This window comes from Actinomadura sp. 7K507 (assembly GCF_004348425.1).
In the GTDB taxonomy this organism is placed as follows: domain Bacteria; phylum Actinomycetota; class Actinomycetes; order Streptosporangiales; family Streptosporangiaceae; genus Spirillospora.
Genome location: NZ_SMKK01000012.1, coordinates 21122 through 39475, shown reverse-complemented (window position 1 = coordinate 39475; position 18354 = coordinate 21122). Strand labels below are relative to the sequence as shown.

Below are 18354 nucleotides of genomic sequence, written 5' to 3'. Positions count from 1 at the left end.
CAGCCGCGTACGAATGCTCATGTTCAAACGCTCTCACCCAACCGTTGAGAGCCCTCCCGGGCACCGTACATGGGCGGCGGCGGGGGCCGTGCGCGAGGTGAATAGGGTTTCCCGGGTGAGCGATCGCGAAGTGCTGCTGCAGATGATCAAGGACAAGGCCGTGGTGCACGGGGACTTCGTGCTGTCCTCGGGCAAGCGGGCGTCCTGGTACGTGGACCTGCGCCGGGTCACGCTGGACGGGTCCGCGGCACCGCTGGTGGGCCGGGTCATGCTGGACGAGACCGCCGACCTCGGCTACGACGCCGTCGGGGGTCTCACGCTGGGCGCCGACCCGGTAGCCGGCGCGATGCTGCACGCGGCCGCGGCCCGGGGACGTGCGCTGGACGCGTTCGTCGTCCGCAAGGCGGGCAAGGCCCACGGCTTGCAGCGGCGCATCGAGGGACCGGACGTCGAGGGACGCCGGGTGCTCGCCGTCGAGGACACCTCCACCACGGGCGGCTCCGTCCTCACGGCGGTGGAGGCGCTGCGGGAGGCGGGCGCGGAGGTCGTGGCGGTCGCGACGATCCTGGAGCGGGGCGCGGCCGGACGCCTCGCCGAAGAGGGCCTCACCTACCGCCACCCGTACGACGCCGCGGATCTCGGCATGGGCTAGGACGCAGCAAGGGCCAAGGCACCGTGAGGGCGCTCTGTGTCGTGAGGGCGCTGCCCTGGGTCGTGAGGGCGCTTGCCTGGGTCGTGAGGGCGCTGCCCGGAAGGTTGGGAGTGGTCGCCGACGGGTCAGGACTGGTCGCCGACGAACCATTGGCCGCGTTGCCCGTTCGGCTTCTGCGGCTGCGGCTCGCCGTAGATGGTGACCTGGAGCGAGCCGCCGTTGGAGGCGACGACCTGGAGGGGGGCCTCGTCGTACTGGAGCGTGTCTCCGGTGTCGAGCCGTCCGTTGGTGAGTACCTTGCCCTGGGCGTCCGCGACCCGGACGACCACGGTGGTGGGCTGTCCGGTCACGCGGATCACCAGTGGGATGGACTCCGCAGGTGAGGCCGCGTTGCCGGTGGGCGTGGCGGGCGCGCTCTCGCCGCCGCCTCCGCCGCCTCCGTCGTCGCTGGTGGGCGAGGCGGACGTGACGGGTCCCTTCTGGTCGGATTCGCCCGAAATCGCGTTGACCAGTGCCATGGCGCCCACGACCAAGAGGGCAAGGGCGGCCGCCACGGCGACAACCGCGATCAGTATGCGCGCGAGACCCCTAGGGTCCGACCGATGACGTCCCACATGGGGAGGTTAGCGATAAGTGTCACCGCTGAGCGACGGACGTGACTCTTCGGGGCCATTCTTATTCGGACCCTGGTCCGCTTTGGGCCTGCCCTTCATCATCTCCCGGACGATCGGAATCAGGCAGAGCACGACGATGACCGCGATACCGGGAAGGATGTAGGACTCGATCTCCGGCACCGTCGAACCGAGGAAGTGCCCGAGCAGGAACAGGGATTCCGTCCAGAGCAGGGCACCGACCGCGTTCCAGACGAAGAACCTGCGGGCGTCCATGCCGACCATCCCGGCGAGGGGGTTGATGAACGTCCGCACGATCGGGATGAACCGGGCCAGCACGATGGCCTTGGCCGGGCCGAACCGGTTGAAGTAGTACTCGGCCTTGTCCACCCACTCCCGCCTGAAGATCCTGGAGTCGGGACGGTCGAAGAGCCTGCGGCCGTAGCGGGCGCCGAGCCAGTGACCGGTCTGGGCACCGGCGATCGCCGCGATCGGGCCGCCGATCATCAGCCACGGCAGCGACAGCGGCTGGAACTCCTGCCCGTTCACGGTCGACACCGCCGTGAGGATCCCCGCCGAGAAGAGCAGCGAGTCGCCCGGCAGCAGGCAGCCGAACAGCAGCCCCGTCTCGGCGAAGATGATGGCGATCACCCCGGCCGTCGCGAACGCGCCGAAGAGCTGCAGCCACGCCGCCGGATGCAGCCACTCGGTGATACTGAGAGGCAGGGCCGTGAGTACCACTCCGCGAGCGTACCTTTCCACGCGCTCCGAGTAGGCGAGATACTGGGGGCGGACGGCATGCCCGACCCGGAAACCGTTTGCCCAGGGCTCCTCACCCGGGTACCCGGTCCTCCGGGTGCTACCGCCCGGCCGGATGCCCGCTGGCACCGACCTATGTGAAAGGACGCTGATCAATGCCCATCGCAACGCCCGAGGTCTACGCGGAGATGCTCGACCGCGCGAAGCAGAGCGGCTTCGCCTTCCCCGCGATCAACGTGACGTCCAGCCAGACGCTGAACGCCGCGCTGCGAGGTTTCGCGGAGGCCGAGAGCGACGGGATCGTGCAGGTGTCCACCGGAGGCGCCGAGTACCTGTCCGGCTCCACGGTCAAGGACATGGTCATCGGCTCGACCGCCCTCGCGGAGTACGCCCGGGTCGTCGCCGCCAAGTACCCGGTGAACATCGCCCTGCACACCGACCACTGCCCGAAGGACAAGCTGGACGGCTTCATGCGTCCGCTCATCAAGATCTCGCAGGAGCGGGTGGCGCGCGGCGAGGAGCCGCTGTTCCAGTCCCACATGTGGGACGGGTCGGCGGTCGAACTGCACGAGAACCTGCGCATCGCCGAAGAGCTCCTGGACCAGTGCGCCAAGGCGCGGATCATCATGGAGATGGAGATCGGCGTCGTCGGCGGCGAGGAGGACGGCGTCGCCAACGAGATCAACGAGAAGCTCTACACGACGCCGGGTGACGCGCTCGCGACCGCCGAGGCCGTCGGCGTGGGCGAGAAGGGCCGCTACATCCTCGCGGCGACGTTCGGGAACGTGCACGGCGTCTACAAGCCGGGCTCGGTCAAGCTGCGTCCCGAGGTGCTCAAGGACATCCAGGACGCGGTCGGCGCAAAGCACGGCAAGGACAAGCCGTTCGACCTGGTGTTCCACGGCGGCTCGGGCTCCACGCTGGAGGAGATCCGGGAGGCGGTGTCGTACGGCGTCATCAAGATGAACATCGACACCGACACGCAGTACGCGTTCACCCGCCCGGTCGCCGAGCACATGTTCCGCAACTACGACGGCGTGCTGAAGGTCGACGGCGAGGTCGGCAACAAGAAGCAGTACGACCCGCGCTCGTGGGGCAAGGCGGCCGAGACCGCCATGGCCACCCGCATCGTCGAGGCGTGCGAGAGCCTCCAGTCCGCGGGCCAGAAGCTCAAGTAACGCCGGCACGGGCCGGGCGGTCTCCGGCCGCCCGGCCTCCGCGTTGCCTGACGAAACCCGGGTAGGCTCGACCCTGTGGCACTGCCCCGCACCTACGAGTCGCAGAACTGCTCGATCGCCCGCTCACTGGAGGTCATCGGCGATCGCTGGACGCTGCTGGTGATACGCAGCGCGTTCGAGGGCATCCGGCGCTTCGACGACTTCCAGGACGCTCTGGGCGTGGCCCGCAACGTCCTCACGGACCGGCTCAACCGGCTGTGCGACGAGGGCATCATGCGCCGCGTCCCGTACCAGGAGCGCCCGGAGCGGTACGAGTACCGCCTCACCCGCAAGGGCGTCGAACTGTGGCCCGCGATGATGACCCTCCTGATGTGGGGCGACCGCCACTATGCCCCCGAAGGCCCACCCCTGATCATCGCCCACCTGGGCTGCGACGGCACCCTGACTCCCCACTTCACGTGCTCCGCCTGCGGCACCCCGCTCGGCCCGTCCGACGTGGAACCCCGCCCCGGCCCAGGCACCTGACCCGCAACGCGCGATGACTTTCCCCGTCGGCACCGGTCAGTAGGGGTATCGCAGTTGCGGCAACACCTGGCAAAGGAGTTATCGACATGGCCACCATCGCAGTACACGAGTTCATCTCCCTCGACGGCGTTTTCGAGGACCCGAGCTGGACCTTCGACTACGGCTTCGACCCGCAGATGGGCGAGACCATCGGCGCGCTCACCGGCGACGCGACCGCGATCCTGCTGGGACGGACGACGTACGAGATGTTCGCGCCGGCCTGGCGCGACCGCACCCCCGAGGACGACCCGGGCGCTCCGTTCTTCAACGAGACGCGGAAGTACGTCGTCGGCGCTCAGCCCCTCGTCGAGGAATGGGCGAACACCACCGCGCTCGGCGCCTACGACGCCGACGCGATCCGCGAGCTCAAGGACGAGCACGACGGCAAGATCTACATCTCCGGCAGCGGGCGGCTGGTGCGCGGGCTGCTCGCCGACGGCCTGATCGACGAGCTGCACCTGTTCGTCTTCCCGGTCGCACTCGGCAAGGGCGACCGGCTCTGGCGCGAGGACGAGACCCGGCTGGCCCTGCAGACCCACGACGTCTACGCCAACGGCGTCGTCCACCTCTCCTACGCCCCGGCGGCGAAGTAGACGTCGCCCTCGGGTTGCTTCACGCAACTTTCTGCGATCCAATAAGTTTCATGAAGCAACTCGATGTGCGCACCGCCGCCCACATTGACCTGGACGACGTCCGTATCCGCCCGTACGGGATCACCGACCGCGACCGCGTCCACCGGATGTCGGAGCAGCTCTCCTCCGCAAGCCTCTACACGCGCTTCTTCTCCGGCACGCCCCGCATCCCCGACCACTACCTCGGCCTGCTCGACAACGTGGACCACTGGGACCGCGACGCCCTGGTGGCCCTGGACGGCGACGAGGTCATCGGGACCGCCGAGTACATCCGCAACAGGAAGCGGCCCTGGTGCGCCGACTTGGCCCTCCTGATCACCGACCCCTGGCAGCGCCGCGGCCTGGGCTCCGTCCTGGTGACCTACCTGGCCCGACTCGCGGAACGCCGCGGCATCACCGAGTTCGACGCGGACGTCGTCCTCACCAACCGGCCGGCGCTCCACTTCATCCACCACGGCTGGCCCACCGCCCACCCGACCCGCGATGGCAACGCCGCCCACTTCCACCTACCACTCACCAGTGCGCCCATCCGCTGAGGCCAGCGACGGCGCCGACCTGGTCCTCGCATTCACCGAGGCACTGCCGGATGATCTGCGAAGATCCGGAGGCGGATGCGGCAGCACGACGCCAAGGCGACCGCACGCCAGGAGAAGGAGGGATTGATGAGCACCCACTGGTTCGAGCTTGAGATCGGCCCGGTCAGCGACCCTGGTGGGGCGGCGGCGGCGCTGCGGTTCAGCTGTGGCTGAGGTCGTGGCGGCCGATGCCGGGGAGGAATCGGCCGACGGTCGCGGCGTACCGTGCGTAGGCGTCGCCGTGGACGCGTCGCAGGTACGGCTCCTCGACGGCGCGGACCTGCAGCTCGATCGCCACGACCGTCACGGCCAGGCCGCCCAGCGCCACCGGGTTGGGCACCATCGCGGTCAGGCCCGCGACCGTGACGATCATCGCGGTGAAGATCGGGTTCCGGGCCAGCGCGAACACTCCGGCCGTGACCAGTTCGGTGCGTTCGGCCTCGTCGACGCCGACCCGCCAGGACGCGCCCATCGACAGCTGCGCCGCCACCGTGCCGGCCGCACCGCCGAGCGCGACCACGGCCCCGCCGCCCCGTACGAAGGCGTGGTCCAGGACGGTGACGGCCTCCATGCCCGCGAGGGCCGCCATCGGTCCCGCGGCGCCGAGCACGAAACCGGCCACGACCAGGACGCCTGCCCACCAGTGCACGGCGCCAGGCGCCCATCCGATGCCGCGAAAACCCGCATCGCCGGTGCGACGCCATTGGATCCAGCCGCGCAGCCCGAAGGCCAGCAGAGCCCAGACCACCCAGATCGCCAGTGCGAAGACGGCCACGAGTACCTCCAGAGAAGGGGGACGAGGTTGACGGCCAGGCCTGGCTTGCCACAATTGTGAGCAATTGCTCGGCTTGCTGGCTACTCGCTTTTCCGGAGGTCGTGACGGTGGCGGACAAGAGGCTGCGGCCCAGGAAGCAGCCAGGACAGCAGCGGGCGCTCGACACCCGGGAGCGGCTGCTGGCGGCGGCTGCTCGCGTTTTCTCCGAGTACGGGTACGCCGCGGGCACCACCAACCGCATCGCCGAGGCCGCCGGTCACTCGATCGGCTCGCTCTACCAGTACTTCCCGAACAAGGACGCCATCCTGGTCGAGCTGGCCACCGCGCACGCCCGCGAGGGGATCGCCGCCGTCCAGCAACACATGGACGGCGTCCCCCTGCCGGAGTCCCTCGAAGGCAAGATCCGGCTGTTCGTCCGCGCCGCCGCCGACAACCATCGCGACGACCCGGCCTTGCACCGCGTCCTGTTCGAGCAGGCGCCCCGCCCGCCCGAGCTGCTGGAGTTCCTGCACACCGCCGAGCAGAACGCCATCACCGCCGCGACCGCACTGCTCACCGCCGACCCCGAGGTCACCGTCACCGACATCCCCATGGCCGCCCGCCTGGTGGTGAACACCATCGAGTCCCTCGTCCACCGCGTCTACGTCAACGGACCCCCCGAGGACTCCGACCGCTTCGAAAACGAACTCGTCAACATGCTCACCCGCTACCTGACCATGGGGCAGGGGTGAGACGCTGCGGCTGCCCGGGAGCACCTGGTGCGGGCGTTGGCCAAGAAGTACCGGGTGCATCGTCGGACGGTTCGTGGGACGTTGGCCTGGCGCGGGCTCCTGCTCATCAACGAAGTGGAGGAGGAAGTATGCGCCAGGCCGACTGGGGGGTGCTGTCCCCGCGGTGGGCCGGGATCCGCAGCCAGGAGATCGACGTCTGCGGAACCAGCGTGCACTATCTGAGCACCGACGCCGGCCAGGCGGGGCCCACCCATCTGCTGATCCACCCGATGGCGGGCAGCGCGTCGATGTTGCTGGACCTCATCGCGCCGCTGAGGACGCTCGGGCCGGTCGTCGCCCCCGATCTGCCGGGAACGTTGTTCGGCCACACCGTCTCGCCCCACCCTCGGGCGGCCAAGGCCGCGCCGAACGCACGCTTCCTGAGAGCCTTCGCCGCCCGGCTGGGCGTCCAGGACGCGGTCGTCCATGGTTGGTCCATGGGTGCGCTGGTGGCGGTGCTGTTCGCCGGTTCGGCCCCCGAACGGGTCGGACGGGTCGTGCTCGCGGCTCCCGCACTGCCCGGTCCGCTGCCCGCCGACGAGGTGCTGTTCTGGCGCACCGCGGGCAGGCTGGGCCTGGCAATCGGGCCTCCGGCCGCGCGGGCAGTGCTGCGCCTGACCGGTCGACGCCTGCTCGACCTCAAGTTGAAAATGGTCACCGAGTCGGGCGACCGGCCGGGTGGCACGTCCGCCGGTGGCGACCTGTCGTGGTTGTCACCGGAAATGACCGCACTGCTGAGCGCCGAAGTGCGCAGCGCGCAACCGCAGCGGCTCGGGGATGCCGTCACCGCCTTCGCCTCGGTGATATCGGCCTTGTTCATCGACCAGCGGCCCATCCACCAGGCGATCGCCGACATGAGCGCGCCCGCGCTGCTGCTCTGGGGTGACCAGGACCCCCTCATCCCCCAAAGCACGATCGACGAACTGGCCAGACGCCGACCCGACTGGGAACGGTGCGTATTCGCGACGGCCGGGCATCTTCTGCCGCTGGAAGCGTCCGGCGGCTACGTCACGGCGGTCGGCCAGTGGCTGGCCGCTGCGGAAGACTCGCCCTGATCATTCGTGTTCGGCCGGTCTGCAGGGGCCCTGCCCGTGGCGGATCAGCACCACCGCGAAACCGTCCTCGTCGACCTGCTCGGCCGTCACCCGCGGCTCATCGTGCGGGACGAGTCCTGGGCACCGGGCCCCGGCGGCTTGGGTGCCTTCAGCCCGATTCCACGGTAGTCATGCGGAAACCGAGTCAGCGCTTCAGGTCCGCCACCAATGCACGGAAGGCAGCCCGACCGACGACCAGCTTCGGGCCGTCCGGGTCCTTGCTGTCACGGATGCCAACAGCCTTGCCCAGCTCGGCCAGTTCGATGCAGTGGTCTCCCTGCGAGCTGCTGTAGGTGCTCTTACGCCATGCGAGGCGGGGGGTCATGGCTTCCATAGTTCGTCTGCGATCTCCCTGATCAGCACCGCCGACAGCTCGGCCGGAAGCGCGTATGTGGCGATGTCCGCGAACCGCTCGTGCAGTCGTTCGAGGTCGGACCGCCCATCCAGAATCCTGCCGCGCGGCTCGGACGAAGTGTAGGCGATCCGCGAGTCTCCGGGCAGGGTCGCGAGGACGAACGCTCCCGAGTTGCCCGGATGGGGAGCGCCGTCCGGAATCACCTGGACGGACAGGCGCGGCGACACGGCGTCGGCAAGCCGGTGAAGCTGTTCGTACATCACCTCGGCGGTACCGACCCGTGAGCGCAGTACCCGTTCCGGGAGTAGGTAGATCAGCCTCGGTGGCGACGGTTCATTCCTGGTGAGAACGACCTGCCGGTCCATCCGGCCCTGTACGGCTTGCTCGTCGCCGTACAGGAGTACTTCGGCATAGCCCGGCGTCTGGAGCAGGCCGTCGACCACGAGCGGCTGATAGGCCCGCAGGGTTTCGGCCTGGGTTTCGTAGTCGGGCCACCCCGCGAAGAACTCCGGGAACGCGGCGGAGCGGCCGTCGAAGAGGCCGTCGTGGAGGTGGGCGAGGGCGTCGCGGGTGTCCAGGACTCGATCGCATTCCTCGGCGAACACGCGGTCGCAGCCCGACTCGCCTCGTTCGATGTCGCCGATCGTGGACGCGGCGAACGGGATCTGGTCAGCGAGTTGGGCCAGCGACAGGCCCGTCATCTGCCGGTAGCGCCGCACCTCCGACCCGAACAGGTCCAGGGGGCCGCGCGAGGGGGTCAGGCGCTTGGGGGGTTGCGGCATGTCGTCTCCTCCGACCGACGATGACCGAACGATGAACGATGGTGAACGCAGAGTCGCAATGATGCCCGCGACCATGCGTTTTACCTCATCCGGAATCATCCCGCAGGGGACTCTCGGCTTCAGGCAATCGCAGAGTTCCCCGAGGTGATCCTTATGTTCCCTCCGGCCCTCGCTCCGGAGACCCCGACGCTCGTCCTCGACCCCACCGACCAGGCGCCCCGGCTGGCGCGGAGGTTCCTCTCCGAGCTGTTCGCCGAGTGGGGTATCGCCGACGACTACGTGGGGCGGCTCGTGGTCTGCGAGCTGGTCACCAACAGCTTCAGGCACGGGGAGGGCCCGATCGTCGTGCGGGTGTTCCGGGACGAGCACGACGGGCGGGTGGTCGTGGAGGTGCAGGACGACGGGGAGGGGCGGCCGGTGATCGGGCCGGAGAACTACGCCGCCACGTCCGGACGTGGGCTGGCGCTCTTGGCCGAGCTGGTGAGCGGGTGGGGCGTCCGTCCTCTCGACGAGGGCGGCAAGGCGACGTGGGCCAAGCTGCATTGACGGGCATGAGGGACGAGCCTGTCGCGATGCTGCTGCTTCAGCACCTCTTCCCGCAGTGGTCGATCACGCGGGACGAGCGCGGGCTGTGGAGGGCGACGGTCTCGGCCTCGTCCGTGGACGGGCTGCTCGACGTGCTCGCGGCGGCCGACCCCCAGGGCGCGCGGCGGGCCGCCTGCCTGCTCAAGGAGCGCAGGTCCGCCGGGCGCGACCCGGGTTGATGCGGATGCGACATGGCTGCTTACGATGGCTCGCATGACCCAGAACCTGCTCGGCGGCCCTCCTCCGACCGAACTGCCGGACAACACCGAGGCCCGCACGGCCCTGGAGAACGGCGTCGACCCGTTCGAAGTCGCCGCGCGCCACCCCGACTACCCCGGCGCGTGGGCCGAGCTGGCCGACCGCGCTTTCATGGCGGGCAGCGTCATCGACTCCTATGCCTTCGCCCGCACCGGCTACCACCGCGGCCTCGACCACCTCCGCCGCGCCGGCTGGAAGGGCCACGGTCCCGTCCCGTGGGAGCACGAGGCCAACCGCGGCTTCCTGCGCGCCCTTCACGCCCTCGGCCGCGCCGCCGCCGCCATCGGCGAGGACGACGAAGCCGAGCGTTGCAAGACGTTCCTCCGCGACAGCAGCCCCACCGCCGCCGAGACCCTCAACGGGGAGTAGCGCCGAGCGACCGGGCCGTCCGGTGCGCCTGGGCGGCCACGCCGGGGATGCCCGAGGTGAGGAACGGCCCGCCGCCCGCGAGGTCGCCGACCACGTACAGGCACGGGTCAGGCCGTCCGCCGACCAGGAGGCGGCCGGTGTCGGGGTCGGCGGCGAGTCCGCCGTGCGGGTGCCGCGTCGCGCCTTGGCCGAGCAGGGACGAGACGAGCGACCCGGCGGCGCTCGGGATCGCGTGCGGCGGCGGGTTGACCGCGTTGATCACGACGTCGGCGGTGTGCGTGCCCGCGGCGTGCTTGATCCGGAAGCCGCGGGCGGCCTCGATCTTCTCGATGCCCGGGAATATCCGCAGCCCTCCGGCGTCGAACAGGTCGAGGAGGGCCGCGGCGTTGTGGGGCACCATCGGTGAGGCCAGGCCGGTGATCGTGCGGAAATGGCCGGAGCGGAGCCGCGCCCGGTCGGCTTCGGGGAGGAGCCGCCAGGCGACCGGGCCGGCGGTGTGCGCGGCCTCCTGGATGATCCGGCGGCCGAGCAGGGGCGTGTCCACCATGCCGAGTTGCTCGCGCAGGTTCGTGACGGGGTCCGCCTCCGCGGTCGCGGCGATCCGGGCGGCGAGCTCGTCCCAGTCCTCTCCGTGCTCCGCGAGCTCCGTGCGGATCAGGCCGATCAGGCGGTCCAGCGTCACCGGCCCACGCAGCGACCCCACCCCTGCGGGCGTCAGGTGGCGGACGGCGGTCTCGACGGGACGCTGCCAGACGTACGGGAGCGTCCCGCTCCGCGACACCAGGCTGATCCCGCCGGTGTGCCCGCGTGCGGCCAGGGACACCACGATGTCGACGGCGGTCAGGCCCGCCCCGACGACCGCCACGTGCCGTCCGGGCGGGATCTCTGCGAGGGTCCGTTCGAGCGGGTACGGATCGGCCACGAAGCCCGGCGCGCCCGTGAGGCCGTAGTGGTCGAGGGGGGTGCCGCCGCCCACGCAGAGCGCGATCCGGTCGGCGGCGTACCGTCGCCCGTCCACGGTCCGCACGGTCAGGCGCTCGCCCGGCGATACGTCCGTCACGGCCGCCCGGACGACCTGGGCGCGGCCGAATCGGGCGAGGGCCTCCTCCGCCGTGTCCTCCAGGTACCTCCCGTAAACGGCGCGCGGCGGGATCGGCTGTCCGAGCCGCTCGTCCCGGTAGGCGCCGGGCGCGTGCCGCTCCAGCCAGCGCGCGTAATGGGCGCGGTCGCCGAACCGGATCGACATGATCTCCGGAGGGACGTTGACGAGCACGGAATCCAGGTCGGGCTGGTAGGGGCGGCCGCGCCACGGTAGCGGCGCGGGCTCGAGCACGGTCACGGAGTCCACTGCCTCGGGGGCGAGGGCGTCCAGCAGCCCGACGGCCGCGGCTCCCGCCCCGATGATCGCGATGTCCATGGCGTCGAGCCTCGCCGCGCGGTTCGTCCGGCCCCATCCCGCCGGTTCGGGGACCCCGCCGGGCCCCGACCCCCCATCTGAGGGGGTTCGGACGGTCCCGGCCCAGGGGCAGACTGGACGGATGATCGATCAGCGCGAGCGGCGGGCCCTCCTCGACGGCGCCGAACGCGCACGCGACGCGGCCGAGCTGTTCGCGGGCGCGTCCGCACGGCTCCGCCGGATGATCGGTTTCCAGGGCGCGGCCTGGTCGGCGACCGACCCTGGCACCGGGCTGATCACCGCGCCGATGCGGGTGGAGGAGCTCGGCCGCCGCGAGGACTGCTTCACCTACTGGGAGTGCGCTCTCCTGGAGGAGGACGTCATCCCGTTCCGGGAGTTGGCTCGCGCGGCCGTCCCCGCCGCGGGGCTGCGCGCCAGCACCGACGACCTGCCCGCGCGCAGCGCGCAGTACCGCAAGCTTCTCAGCCGCCAGGGAGTCGGCGACGAGCTGAGAGCCGTGTTCCGGGCAGGAGGCCGGCCGTGGGCGGTGGTCAGCCTGTTCCGCGAGAAGGGCCGCGAGCCGTTCGGGCCTTCCGAGATCTCCTTGATCGCGGGCCTGTCGGCGCCGCTGGCCGACCGGCTGCGCGTCCTGACCCGGCCCACGCCGCGTCCCGGGACGGCGGTGCCGGGCGGTCCCGGGCTGGTGCTGTTCGACCCGTCCGGCGCGGCGGTCTCCGTCAACGACGAGGCACGCGGCTACCTGGACCGGCTACCGGAGGGCCCGTCCAGCCCGTCCGCCGCCGGGCCGACGCTGCCGATCTGGCTGATCGGCGCGGCCGCGCAGGCGCGGGCCGTCGCCGCCGAACGCGACCGCGGCGCCGCGCGGCTGCGGATCCGGACCACGGACGGCCAGTGGCTGGTCTGCCACGCCTCGTGCCTGCACGGCCCGGACGGCGCACCGGGGCCGACGGCGATGGTCATCCAGCCGGCCGCCGGTTCCGACATGGCGCCGATCATCGCTGAGGCGTACGGGCTGTCCGCCCGCGAGCTGGAGATCACCCAGCTCGTCGCCCGGGGGCTGTCCACCGGCGACATCGCAGCCGAACTGGTCATCTCCCCACACACCGTCCGCGACCATCTCAAGACCGTGTTCGGCAAGACGCGCGTCTCCAGCCGGGGCGGACTCGTCGCGCGGCTGTTCGCGGAGAACCACTGGCCGCGCCGCACCGGCCCCTGACCAGCGGACGGGGCCCGGCTCCCGGTTTCCTTGCCGCCTCCGGGCAGGTAGGCTTTGATCGCAAGAGGCCCCATCGCTACTTGCGGCGACCGGGGCCTTCGTCGTGGGAAGGAAAAGTGGCATGCCTGCCATCGTTCTTGTCGGAGCGCAGTGGGGAGACGAGGGCAAGGGCAAGGCCACAGACCTGCTCGGCGGGGACGTCGACTACGTCGTCCGCTACCAGGGCGGCAACAACGCGGGCCACACCGTGGTCATCGGCGACAAGAGCTACGCGCTCCACCTGCTGCCGTCCGGGGTGCTGTCGCCCGACGTCGTGCCCGTGATCGGCAACGGCGTGGTGATCGACCCGGCCGTGCTGCTCGGGGAGATCGACGGCCTGCGGGACCGCGGCATCGGGTGCGAACGCCTGCTGATCTCGGGGAACGCGCACCTGATCATGCCGCACCACCGGGCCCTCGACAAGGTGACCGAGCGGTACCTCGGCAAGGCCCGGATCGGCACCACCGGGCGCGGCATCGGCCCCGCCTACGCCGACAAGATCAACCGGATGGGCATCCGCGTCCAGGACCTGTTCGACCCGAACATCCTCACGCAGAAGCTCGATCTGGCGCTGCGCGAGAAGAACCAGGTCCTCACCAAGGTCTACAACCGGCGGCGCATCGACACGGGGCCGATCGTCCAGGAGTACCTGGAGTACGGGGAGGGTCTGCGGCCGTTCGTCGCCGACACCGCGCTCGTCCTGAACAAGGCCCTGGAGGACGACAAGGTCGTCCTCCTGGAGGGCGCCCAGGGCACGCTGCTGGACATCGACCACGGCACCTACCCGTTCGTGACGTCGTCCAGCCCGACGGCGGGCGGCGCGTGCGCGGGCTCCGGCGTCGGGCCCACGAAGATCAACCGCGTGATCGGCATCATCAAGGCCTACACGACGCGGGTCGGGTCCGGGCCGTTCCCCACCGAGCTGCTGGGCGAGGAGGGCGAGTACCTGCGCAAGACCGGCGGCGAGTACGGGGTGACCACGGGACGCGACCGGCGCTGCGGCTGGTTCGACGCCGTCATCGCCCGCTACGCCACCCGCGTCAACGGCGTCACCGACTACTTCCTGACGAAGCTGGACGTCCTGTCCGGGCTGGAGCGCGTCCCGGTGTGCGTCGCCTACGAGATCGACGGTGAGCGCGTGGAGGAGCTTCCCACGACTCAGACGGAGTTCCACCACGCCAAGCCCATCCTGGAGTACCTGGACGGCTGGCAGGAGGACATCACCGGCGCCAAGACGTTCGACGACCTCCCCGGGAACGCGCAGGCGTACGTCCGCGCCCTGGAGGAGATGTCCGGCTGCCAGATCTCCGCGATCGGCGTCGGCCCCGGGCGCGACCAGACGCTGTCCCTCCGCTCGCTGGTCTGACGATGGTGGAAGTCCACGGTCATCGGGGAGCGCGCGGCCTCCGCCCGGAGAACACCCTCCCCGGCTTCGCCCACGCCCTCGAACTGGGTGTGGACGCGATCGAACTCGACGTGGGCATGTCCGCCGACGGGGTGGTCGTCCTCAACCACGACCAGGCGCTCTCTCCGGTGAACCTGGCCGACACCGTCCCCGCCCTGCCCGACGATCCCGCGTTCCCTTACGTCGGCAAGCGGATCCGGGATCTGACGTTCGATCAGCTCCGCACGATCGACGCGGGCGTCCGGTGCCATGAGGCGTTCACCCAGACGGCCGTCCCGGGCACCCGCATCCCGACCCTCGCCGAGGCGTGCGCCCAGCTGGCCCCCACGGGCGTCACACTCGCCGTGGAGCTCAAGACCGACCCCACGTGGCCGATCGAGGACGTGCGACGCCTCACGGCCGCCGTGGTGGACATCCTGACGTCCGCCGGCGTGAACGGCCGGTCGCGTCTGCTGGCCTTCGACTGGCGCGTCCTGGCCGAGGCCCGCCGCAGCTATCCGGAGTTCCCCCGCGTGGCCCTGGTCGAGCGCAAGACGCTCGTCCCGGACACCCCCTGGCTCGCCGGCCTCCCGCCGGACGACCCGGTGTCCGCCGCCGCGACGATCGGTGCCGGCTTCCTGTCACCCGAGCACCCCCTGACCACACCCGAACTGGTGGAACGCGCCCACGCCCAGGGCCTCAAGGTCGCCGTCTGGACGGTCAACACCGCCGAAGAGATGGCCCGCTTCATCAAGTACGGCGCCGACGCCATCATCACCGACTACCCCGACCGTTTCCGCGAGGTCTCCTACCTCGGCGTGTAGGCACCAGCGAGGGCGAGCGCGTCCAACGGAGACAAAGGTGATCGAGAATTTCGCGTCCGTCCGGGGACTGCGGCTGGCCTGGCTGGACGGCGGCCCTGAAGGGGCCACGCCGATCCTGGCGCTGCACGGGCACTTCGGCCGCGCCAGGTGCTTCGCGCCGCTCGCCGCCGCGCTCGCGCCCGGCCACCGGATGATCGCGCTGGAGCAGCGAGGCCACGGCCGCAGCGACCGGGCCGACGACTACGGCCCGGACGCCTACGTGGCCGACGCCGCCGAGTTCCTGCGCGGGCTCGAGCTAGGCCCGGTAGTGGTGCTCGGCCATTCGATGGGCGGGGTCGTCGCGTTCCGGCTGGCCGCCCGCCATCCGGAACTCGTCCGGGCCCTGGTCGTGGAGGAGGGCGGCGCCTACAACCGGCCACCCGAGGTTCCGCACCCGGTGCTGGACGTCAGCGGCTGGCCCCGCCGGTCCGCGACCCTGGGCGCGCTGCGCCGTGACATCGAGGCGCAGGGCATCCCCGACGCCGGCTACTTCCTGGAGAGCGCCGTCGAACGTCCCGACGGCTGGGGCCTGCTCTTCGACCACGACGACATGGTGGCCTCGCAGCGGGCCCTCGTAGGCGACTGGTGGGCCGACTGGCTGGGCTCCACGTGCCCGGCCCTGCTCGTGCACGGACTGGACAGCTTCGTCCTGCCCACCGCGATGGCCAGGGAGATGGCCGCGCGCCGGCCCGGGACCGTCCTGCGCGAACTCGCGGGCTGCGGCCACTGGGCGCACGACGACGATCCCGCGGCCTTCGCCCGCGCCGTGCGGGACTTCCTCGCCACGCTGTGACGCTCAGAGCCAGCCGTTGCGGCGGAAGCCTCTGTGGAGGGAGAAGCAGGCCAGGGCGATGACGCAGAGGATCAGCGGGTAGCCGTAGCGCCACTGGGTTTCGGGCATGAAGTCGAAGTTCATGCCGTAGACACCGGCGATGGCGGTGGGAACCATGAAGATGGCGCCCCAAGAGGAGATCTTCCGCATGTCCTTGTTGTCGGCCACGGTGACCTGGGTCATGTGGGCCTGGAGGATGGGATTGAGGAGTTCGTCGTAGGACTCGACCTGCTCGCGGACGCGGGTGAGGTGGTCCTCGACGTCGCGGAGGTACTCCTTGATCTCGGTGGGCACGAAGCGGCGCCCGGACAGGCTCCGCAGAGGCCCGGCCAGCGGGCCGACGGCCCGCTTGAGCTGGATGACCTCGCGCTTGAGCCGGTAGATGCGGCGCGACTCGTCGGTGCGCTCAGGGGAGAAGACGGCCTCTTCGACCTCGTCGATGTCCTCCATGACGGCGTCCGCGACGCAGACGTAGCCGTCGACGACACGGTCGGCGACCGCGTGCAGGACGGCGGCGGGGCCGAGGGCGAGGCGCTCGGGCTGCTTCTCCAGGTCCCGGCGGACGGGCGTGAGCTCGCCGTGGGTGCCGTGCCGGACGGTGACGACGAAGTCGGGGCCGCAGAAGATCATGATCTCGCCGGTCTCGACGACCTCGGCGCCGCCGGGGCCGCTGGCGACGTAGCCGACGGTCTTCATGACGACGAAGTGGACGTCGTCGTAGCGCTCCAGCTTGGGACGCTGGTGGGCGTGGATGGCGTCCTCGACGGCGAGCGGGTGCAGGCCGAAGACCTCGGCGAGTTCGGCGAGTTCGGTGGCGGACGGCTCGTGGAGGCCGACCCAGACGTAGCCGGCGCTGTCGCCGTCCATGGTGAGGCGGCCGTCCCGGATGAGGCGGACGGCGTCGGCGACGGTGTCGGTGGAGACGCGGTGGCCGTCGATGTAGGCGGCCCAGTCGATCACGGCGGAGCCGCGGTGCGGCGCCTGGACGCCGGTCGGGCGGCCGCGCGGCTTGAACAGGGCGCGGGTGGGCCGGACTCGTGTCATGGCCATGGGGTGCTCCTAACCCGCCGGCCACGCGCGCAGCGGCGCGCTCGACCCAGGCCGGTCAGCGAGGGGAGCGCGCGAATGCGGTGGCCGGGCGCCAGATGGAGGCGGACGGTCGGTCAGCCCGAACAGTTCTGTCCGGACTGTGAGGGTTTTCCGGCGAACTGCAAGGATCACCAGGAATCATCCCGACCACCTCCTTTCACACCTCGGCAAAGCCTGTGGCAGCCTACCAGTCGACATTTGGGACGCCGCCCACATCGGTGATGTTCGCCTGTCGGCGGCGTGATGCCCGCCACTTGACGTCCATCCCCCCGGCTCCCAGTAAGCTCGCGTGACGTGCGAGTACTCGTCCTTGGATCGGGTGGCCGCGAGCATGCGCTCGCCCGCGCCCTGCACCGCGACCCTTCCGTCACCGCCCTCCACTGCGCTCCGGGCAATCCGGGCACGGCCGAGATCGCGGCCAACCATCAGCTCGATCCGACCGACCCGGTGGCGGTGACGGAGCTGGCCGGGCGGCTGCGGGCCGATCTCGTGGTCGTGGGCCCGGAGGCCGTCCTGGTGGCGGGGGTCGGCGACGCTCTTCGCCGGGCCGGGTTCCCGTGCTTCGGGCCCGACCGCGCCGCCGCCCGCATCGAGGCGTCCAAGGCGTTCGCGAAGGAGGTCATGGCGAAGGCGGCGGTCCCGACCGCCGACGCGCGGATCTGCGACACGACCGCGGAGGCGGAGGAGGCGCTGGACGCGTTCGGCCCGCCCTACGTGGTGAAGGACGACGGCCTGGCGGCGGGCAAGGGCGTCGTCGTCACCGAGGACCGCGCCGCCGCGTCCGAGCACGCCACCGTCTGCGGGCGGGTCGTGATCGAGGAGTTCCTGGACGGCCCCGAAGTCTCCCTGTTCGCCCTGTCCGACGGCGAGCACGCCGTTCCGCTGCTGCCCGCGCAGGACTTCAAGCGCGCGTACGACGGCGACGCGGGCCCCAACACGGGCGGCATGGGCGCCTACACGCCGCTCCCCTGGGCGCCGCCCGATCTGGTAAACGAGGTCATGTCCACGGTCGTCCAGCCCGCCGTGGACGAGCTGCGCCGCCGCCAGATCCCGTACGTCGGCGTCCTGTACGCGGGTGTCGCGCTGACGTCCAAGGGCGTGCGCGTAGTGGAGTTCAACGCCCGCTTCGGCGACCCTGAGACCCAGGTCGTCCTCGACCGTCTGGCCACCCCGCTCGCGAAGCTGCTCCAAGCCTGCGCGATCGGCGGCCTCGATCCCACGTTCCGCCCAGAGTGGCATCCGGGCGCCGCCGTCACGGTCGTGGTGGCCGCCGAGGGGTACCCGGCCGCCCCGGTGAAGGGCGACGAGATCAGCGGCCTGGACGAGGCGTCCAAGGTCGACGGCGCCTACATCCTCCACGCCGGCACGAAGCTGGACGCGGATGGACGCCTCATCACGAACGGCGGACGCGTCCTCAACGTGGTCGGCACAGGCCCAGACCTGCCCACCGCCCGCGCCGCCGCCTACGAGGCCGTCTCCAAAATCACCCTCCGCGCCTCCCACCACCGCACCGACATCGCTCTCAAGGCCGCTGAAGGTTCGGCCTGATCACACG

At 70.9% G+C, this 18354-nt stretch carries 23 protein-coding genes; 16 read left to right on the top strand and 7 right to left on the bottom strand.

Features of this window, described 5'->3' with window-relative positions; translation table 11 throughout:
• Window positions 1–115: 115 nt before the first annotated feature.
• The gene (pyrE, locus tag E1285_RS04800; RefSeq protein WP_132148437.1) at window positions 116–652 is read left to right on the top strand and encodes an orotate phosphoribosyltransferase; all 537 of its coding nucleotides are present in this window, start codon (window positions 116–118) and stop codon (window positions 650–652) included.
• 125 nt (window positions 653–777) lie between these two features.
• Here the strand turns inward: pyrE and E1285_RS04795 are convergent, their stop codons facing one another.
• Together E1285_RS04795 and E1285_RS04790 are read right to left on the bottom strand one after the other, a co-directional pair.
• On the bottom strand, window positions 778–1170 hold the full coding sequence (locus E1285_RS04795) for a RodZ domain-containing protein (RefSeq protein ID WP_243722566.1): 393 nt from the start codon (window positions 1168–1170) through the stop codon (window positions 778–780).
• A 105-nt stretch (window positions 1171–1275) separates the two neighbouring features.
• Window positions 1276–2004, bottom strand: coding sequence for a DedA family protein (locus tag E1285_RS04790; RefSeq protein ID WP_132148433.1), 729 nt, complete (start codon window positions 2002–2004; stop codon window positions 1276–1278).
• A gap of 173 nt (window positions 2005–2177) precedes the next feature.
• On the opposite strand from E1285_RS04790, the gene fbaA reads away from it, so the two are divergent.
• The 5 genes from fbaA to E1285_RS45325 all read left to right on the top strand — a co-directional run bounded on the left by fbaA (window position 2178) and on the right by E1285_RS45325 (window position 5145).
• Entirely contained in the window at window positions 2178–3200 is a 1023-nt protein-coding gene (fbaA, locus tag E1285_RS04785; protein WP_132148431.1) for a class II fructose-bisphosphate aldolase, read from the top strand.
• Between the two features lie 75 nt (window positions 3201–3275).
• Window positions 3276–3725, top strand: a complete 450-nt coding sequence (locus E1285_RS04780) for a helix-turn-helix domain-containing protein (RefSeq protein ID WP_132148429.1) — start codon at window positions 3276–3278, stop codon at window positions 3723–3725.
• Between the two features lie 86 nt (window positions 3726–3811).
• Window positions 3812–4357, top strand: a complete 546-nt coding sequence (locus tag E1285_RS04775) for a dihydrofolate reductase family protein (RefSeq protein WP_132148427.1) — start codon at window positions 3812–3814, stop codon at window positions 4355–4357.
• Between the two features lie 50 nt (window positions 4358–4407).
• The gene (locus E1285_RS04770; RefSeq protein WP_132148425.1) at window positions 4408–4932 is read left to right on the top strand and encodes a GNAT family N-acetyltransferase; all 525 of its coding nucleotides are present in this window, start codon (window positions 4408–4410) and stop codon (window positions 4930–4932) included.
• Window positions 4933–5007: 75 nt separating this feature from the next.
• Window positions 5008–5145, top strand: coding sequence for a hypothetical protein (locus E1285_RS45325; protein WP_165966458.1), 138 nt, complete (start codon window positions 5008–5010; stop codon window positions 5143–5145).
• On the opposite strand, the gene E1285_RS04765 is transcribed toward E1285_RS45325, so the two are convergent.
• A complete protein-coding gene (locus E1285_RS04765) occupies window positions 5132–5746 on the bottom strand; it encodes an isoprenylcysteine carboxylmethyltransferase family protein (protein WP_132148423.1) in 615 nt (204 codons plus the stop codon). The two genes, E1285_RS45325 and E1285_RS04765, sit on opposite strands and share 14 nt — an antisense overlap.
• 107 nt (window positions 5747–5853) lie before the next feature.
• Here E1285_RS04765 and E1285_RS04760 point away from each other — a divergent pair, with 107 nt between their 5' ends.
• Window positions 5854–6477, top strand: coding sequence for a TetR/AcrR family transcriptional regulator (locus E1285_RS04760; protein WP_132148421.1), 624 nt, complete (start codon window positions 5854–5856; stop codon window positions 6475–6477).
• 128 nt (window positions 6478–6605) lie between these two features.
• Window positions 6606–7571: an alpha/beta fold hydrolase gene (locus E1285_RS04755; protein ID WP_132148419.1), complete on the top strand. Its 966-nt coding sequence runs from the start codon at window positions 6606–6608 to the stop codon at window positions 7569–7571.
• A gap of 184 nt (window positions 7572–7755) precedes the next feature.
• Here the strand turns inward: E1285_RS04755 and E1285_RS04750 are convergent, their stop codons facing one another.
• Complete coding sequence (locus E1285_RS04750) at window positions 7756–7944, bottom strand: DUF397 domain-containing protein (RefSeq protein ID WP_132148417.1); 189 nt, start codon at window positions 7942–7944, stop codon at window positions 7756–7758.
• Entirely contained in the window at window positions 7932–8747 is an 816-nt protein-coding gene (locus E1285_RS04745; protein ID WP_165966457.1) for a Scr1 family TA system antitoxin-like transcriptional regulator, read from the bottom strand. Before E1285_RS04745 ends, E1285_RS04750 begins: the two co-directional genes overlap by 13 nt.
• Before the next feature lie 153 nt (window positions 8748–8900).
• On the opposite strand from E1285_RS04745, the gene E1285_RS04740 reads away from it, so the two are divergent.
• From E1285_RS04740 to E1285_RS04730, 3 genes are read left to right on the top strand one after another with little or no spacing between them, the layout of a single operon-like run.
• Window positions 8901–9293 (top strand): ATP-binding protein, encoded by a 393-nt coding sequence (locus E1285_RS04740; RefSeq protein ID WP_132148413.1) that lies wholly within the window; start codon window positions 8901–8903, stop codon window positions 9291–9293.
• A gap of 5 nt (window positions 9294–9298) precedes the next feature.
• Window positions 9299–9511 (top strand): hypothetical protein, encoded by a 213-nt coding sequence (locus tag E1285_RS04735; protein ID WP_132148411.1) that lies wholly within the window; start codon window positions 9299–9301, stop codon window positions 9509–9511.
• A gap of 25 nt (window positions 9512–9536) precedes the next feature.
• Window positions 9537–9959, top strand: a complete 423-nt coding sequence (locus tag E1285_RS04730) for a DUF3151 domain-containing protein (protein WP_207946398.1) — start codon at window positions 9537–9539, stop codon at window positions 9957–9959.
• On the opposite strand, the gene E1285_RS04725 is transcribed toward E1285_RS04730, so the two are convergent.
• Complete coding sequence (locus E1285_RS04725; RefSeq protein WP_132148407.1) at window positions 9946–11376, bottom strand: FAD/NAD(P)-binding protein; 1431 nt, start codon at window positions 11374–11376, stop codon at window positions 9946–9948. The two genes, E1285_RS04730 and E1285_RS04725, sit on opposite strands and share 14 nt — an antisense overlap.
• Window positions 11377–11497: 121 nt before the next feature.
• On the opposite strand from E1285_RS04725, the gene E1285_RS04720 reads away from it, so the two are divergent.
• From E1285_RS04720 to E1285_RS04705, 4 genes are all read left to right on the top strand, one after another.
• Window positions 11498–12592 carry a helix-turn-helix transcriptional regulator gene (locus tag E1285_RS04720; protein ID WP_132148405.1) on the top strand — a complete coding sequence of 365 codons (1095 nt, stop codon included), beginning with the start codon at window positions 11498–11500 and terminating at the stop codon, window positions 12590–12592.
• 121 nt (window positions 12593–12713) lie between these two features.
• Window positions 12714–13997, top strand: coding sequence for an adenylosuccinate synthase (locus tag E1285_RS04715; RefSeq protein ID WP_132148403.1), 1284 nt, complete (start codon window positions 12714–12716; stop codon window positions 13995–13997).
• A 2-nt stretch (window positions 13998–13999) separates the two neighbouring features.
• Window positions 14000–14839, top strand: a complete 840-nt coding sequence (locus E1285_RS04710) for a glycerophosphodiester phosphodiesterase family protein (protein WP_132148401.1) — start codon at window positions 14000–14002, stop codon at window positions 14837–14839.
• 37 nt (window positions 14840–14876) lie between these two features.
• The gene (locus tag E1285_RS04705) at window positions 14877–15671 is read left to right on the top strand and encodes an alpha/beta hydrolase (RefSeq protein ID WP_132148399.1); all 795 of its coding nucleotides are present in this window, start codon (window positions 14877–14879) and stop codon (window positions 15669–15671) included.
• Between the two features lie 3 nt (window positions 15672–15674).
• Here the strand turns inward: E1285_RS04705 and E1285_RS04700 are convergent, their stop codons facing one another.
• A complete protein-coding gene (locus E1285_RS04700) occupies window positions 15675–16760 on the bottom strand; it encodes a magnesium and cobalt transport protein CorA (RefSeq protein WP_132148397.1) in 1086 nt (361 codons plus the stop codon).
• A 333-nt stretch (window positions 16761–17093) separates the two neighbouring features.
• Between E1285_RS04700 and purD the strand changes: the two genes are divergently transcribed.
• Window positions 17094–18347: a phosphoribosylamine--glycine ligase gene (gene purD / locus E1285_RS04695; RefSeq protein WP_132148395.1), complete on the top strand. Its 1254-nt coding sequence runs from the start codon at window positions 17094–17096 to the stop codon at window positions 18345–18347.
• Window positions 18348–18354: the final 7 nt, after the last annotated feature.

Bases quoted from the DNA above. Each gene is read 5' to 3' on its own strand.
- E1285_RS04795 (WP_243722566.1), bottom strand. From the start codon at position 1,170: ATGGCACTGGTCAACGCGATTTCGGGCGAATCCGACCAGAAGGGACCC.
- fbaA (WP_132148431.1), top strand. From the start codon at position 2,178: ATGCCCATCGCAACGCCCGAGGTCTACGCGGAGATGCTCGACCGCGCG.
- E1285_RS04775 (WP_132148427.1), top strand. From the start codon at position 3,812: ATGGCCACCATCGCAGTACACGAGTTCATCTCCCTCGACGGCGTTTTC.
- E1285_RS04770 (WP_132148425.1), top strand. From the start codon at position 4,408: ATGAAGCAACTCGATGTGCGCACCGCCGCCCACATTGACCTGGACGAC.
- E1285_RS45325 (WP_165966458.1), top strand. From the start codon at position 5,008: ATGCGGCAGCACGACGCCAAGGCGACCGCACGCCAGGAGAAGGAGGGA.
- E1285_RS04755 (WP_132148419.1), top strand. From the start codon at position 6,606: ATGCGCCAGGCCGACTGGGGGGTGCTGTCCCCGCGGTGGGCCGGGATC.
- E1285_RS04750 (WP_132148417.1), bottom strand. From the start codon at position 7,944: ATGGAAGCCATGACCCCCCGCCTCGCATGGCGTAAGAGCACCTACAGC.
- E1285_RS04745 (WP_165966457.1), bottom strand. From the start codon at position 8,747: ATGCCGCAACCCCCCAAGCGCCTGACCCCCTCGCGCGGCCCCCTGGAC.
- E1285_RS04740 (WP_132148413.1), top strand. From the start codon at position 8,901: ATGTTCCCTCCGGCCCTCGCTCCGGAGACCCCGACGCTCGTCCTCGAC.
- E1285_RS04735 (WP_132148411.1), top strand. From the start codon at position 9,299: ATGAGGGACGAGCCTGTCGCGATGCTGCTGCTTCAGCACCTCTTCCCG.
- E1285_RS04730 (WP_207946398.1), top strand. From the start codon at position 9,537: ATGGCTCGCATGACCCAGAACCTGCTCGGCGGCCCTCCTCCGACCGAA.
- E1285_RS04725 (WP_132148407.1), bottom strand. From the start codon at position 11,376: ATGGACATCGCGATCATCGGGGCGGGAGCCGCGGCCGTCGGGCTGCTG.
- E1285_RS04720 (WP_132148405.1), top strand. From the start codon at position 11,498: ATGATCGATCAGCGCGAGCGGCGGGCCCTCCTCGACGGCGCCGAACGC.
- E1285_RS04715 (WP_132148403.1), top strand. From the start codon at position 12,714: ATGCCTGCCATCGTTCTTGTCGGAGCGCAGTGGGGAGACGAGGGCAAG.
- E1285_RS04710 (WP_132148401.1), top strand. From the start codon at position 14,000: ATGGTGGAAGTCCACGGTCATCGGGGAGCGCGCGGCCTCCGCCCGGAG.
- E1285_RS04700 (WP_132148397.1), bottom strand. From the start codon at position 16,760: ATGGCCATGACACGAGTCCGGCCCACCCGCGCCCTGTTCAAGCCGCGC.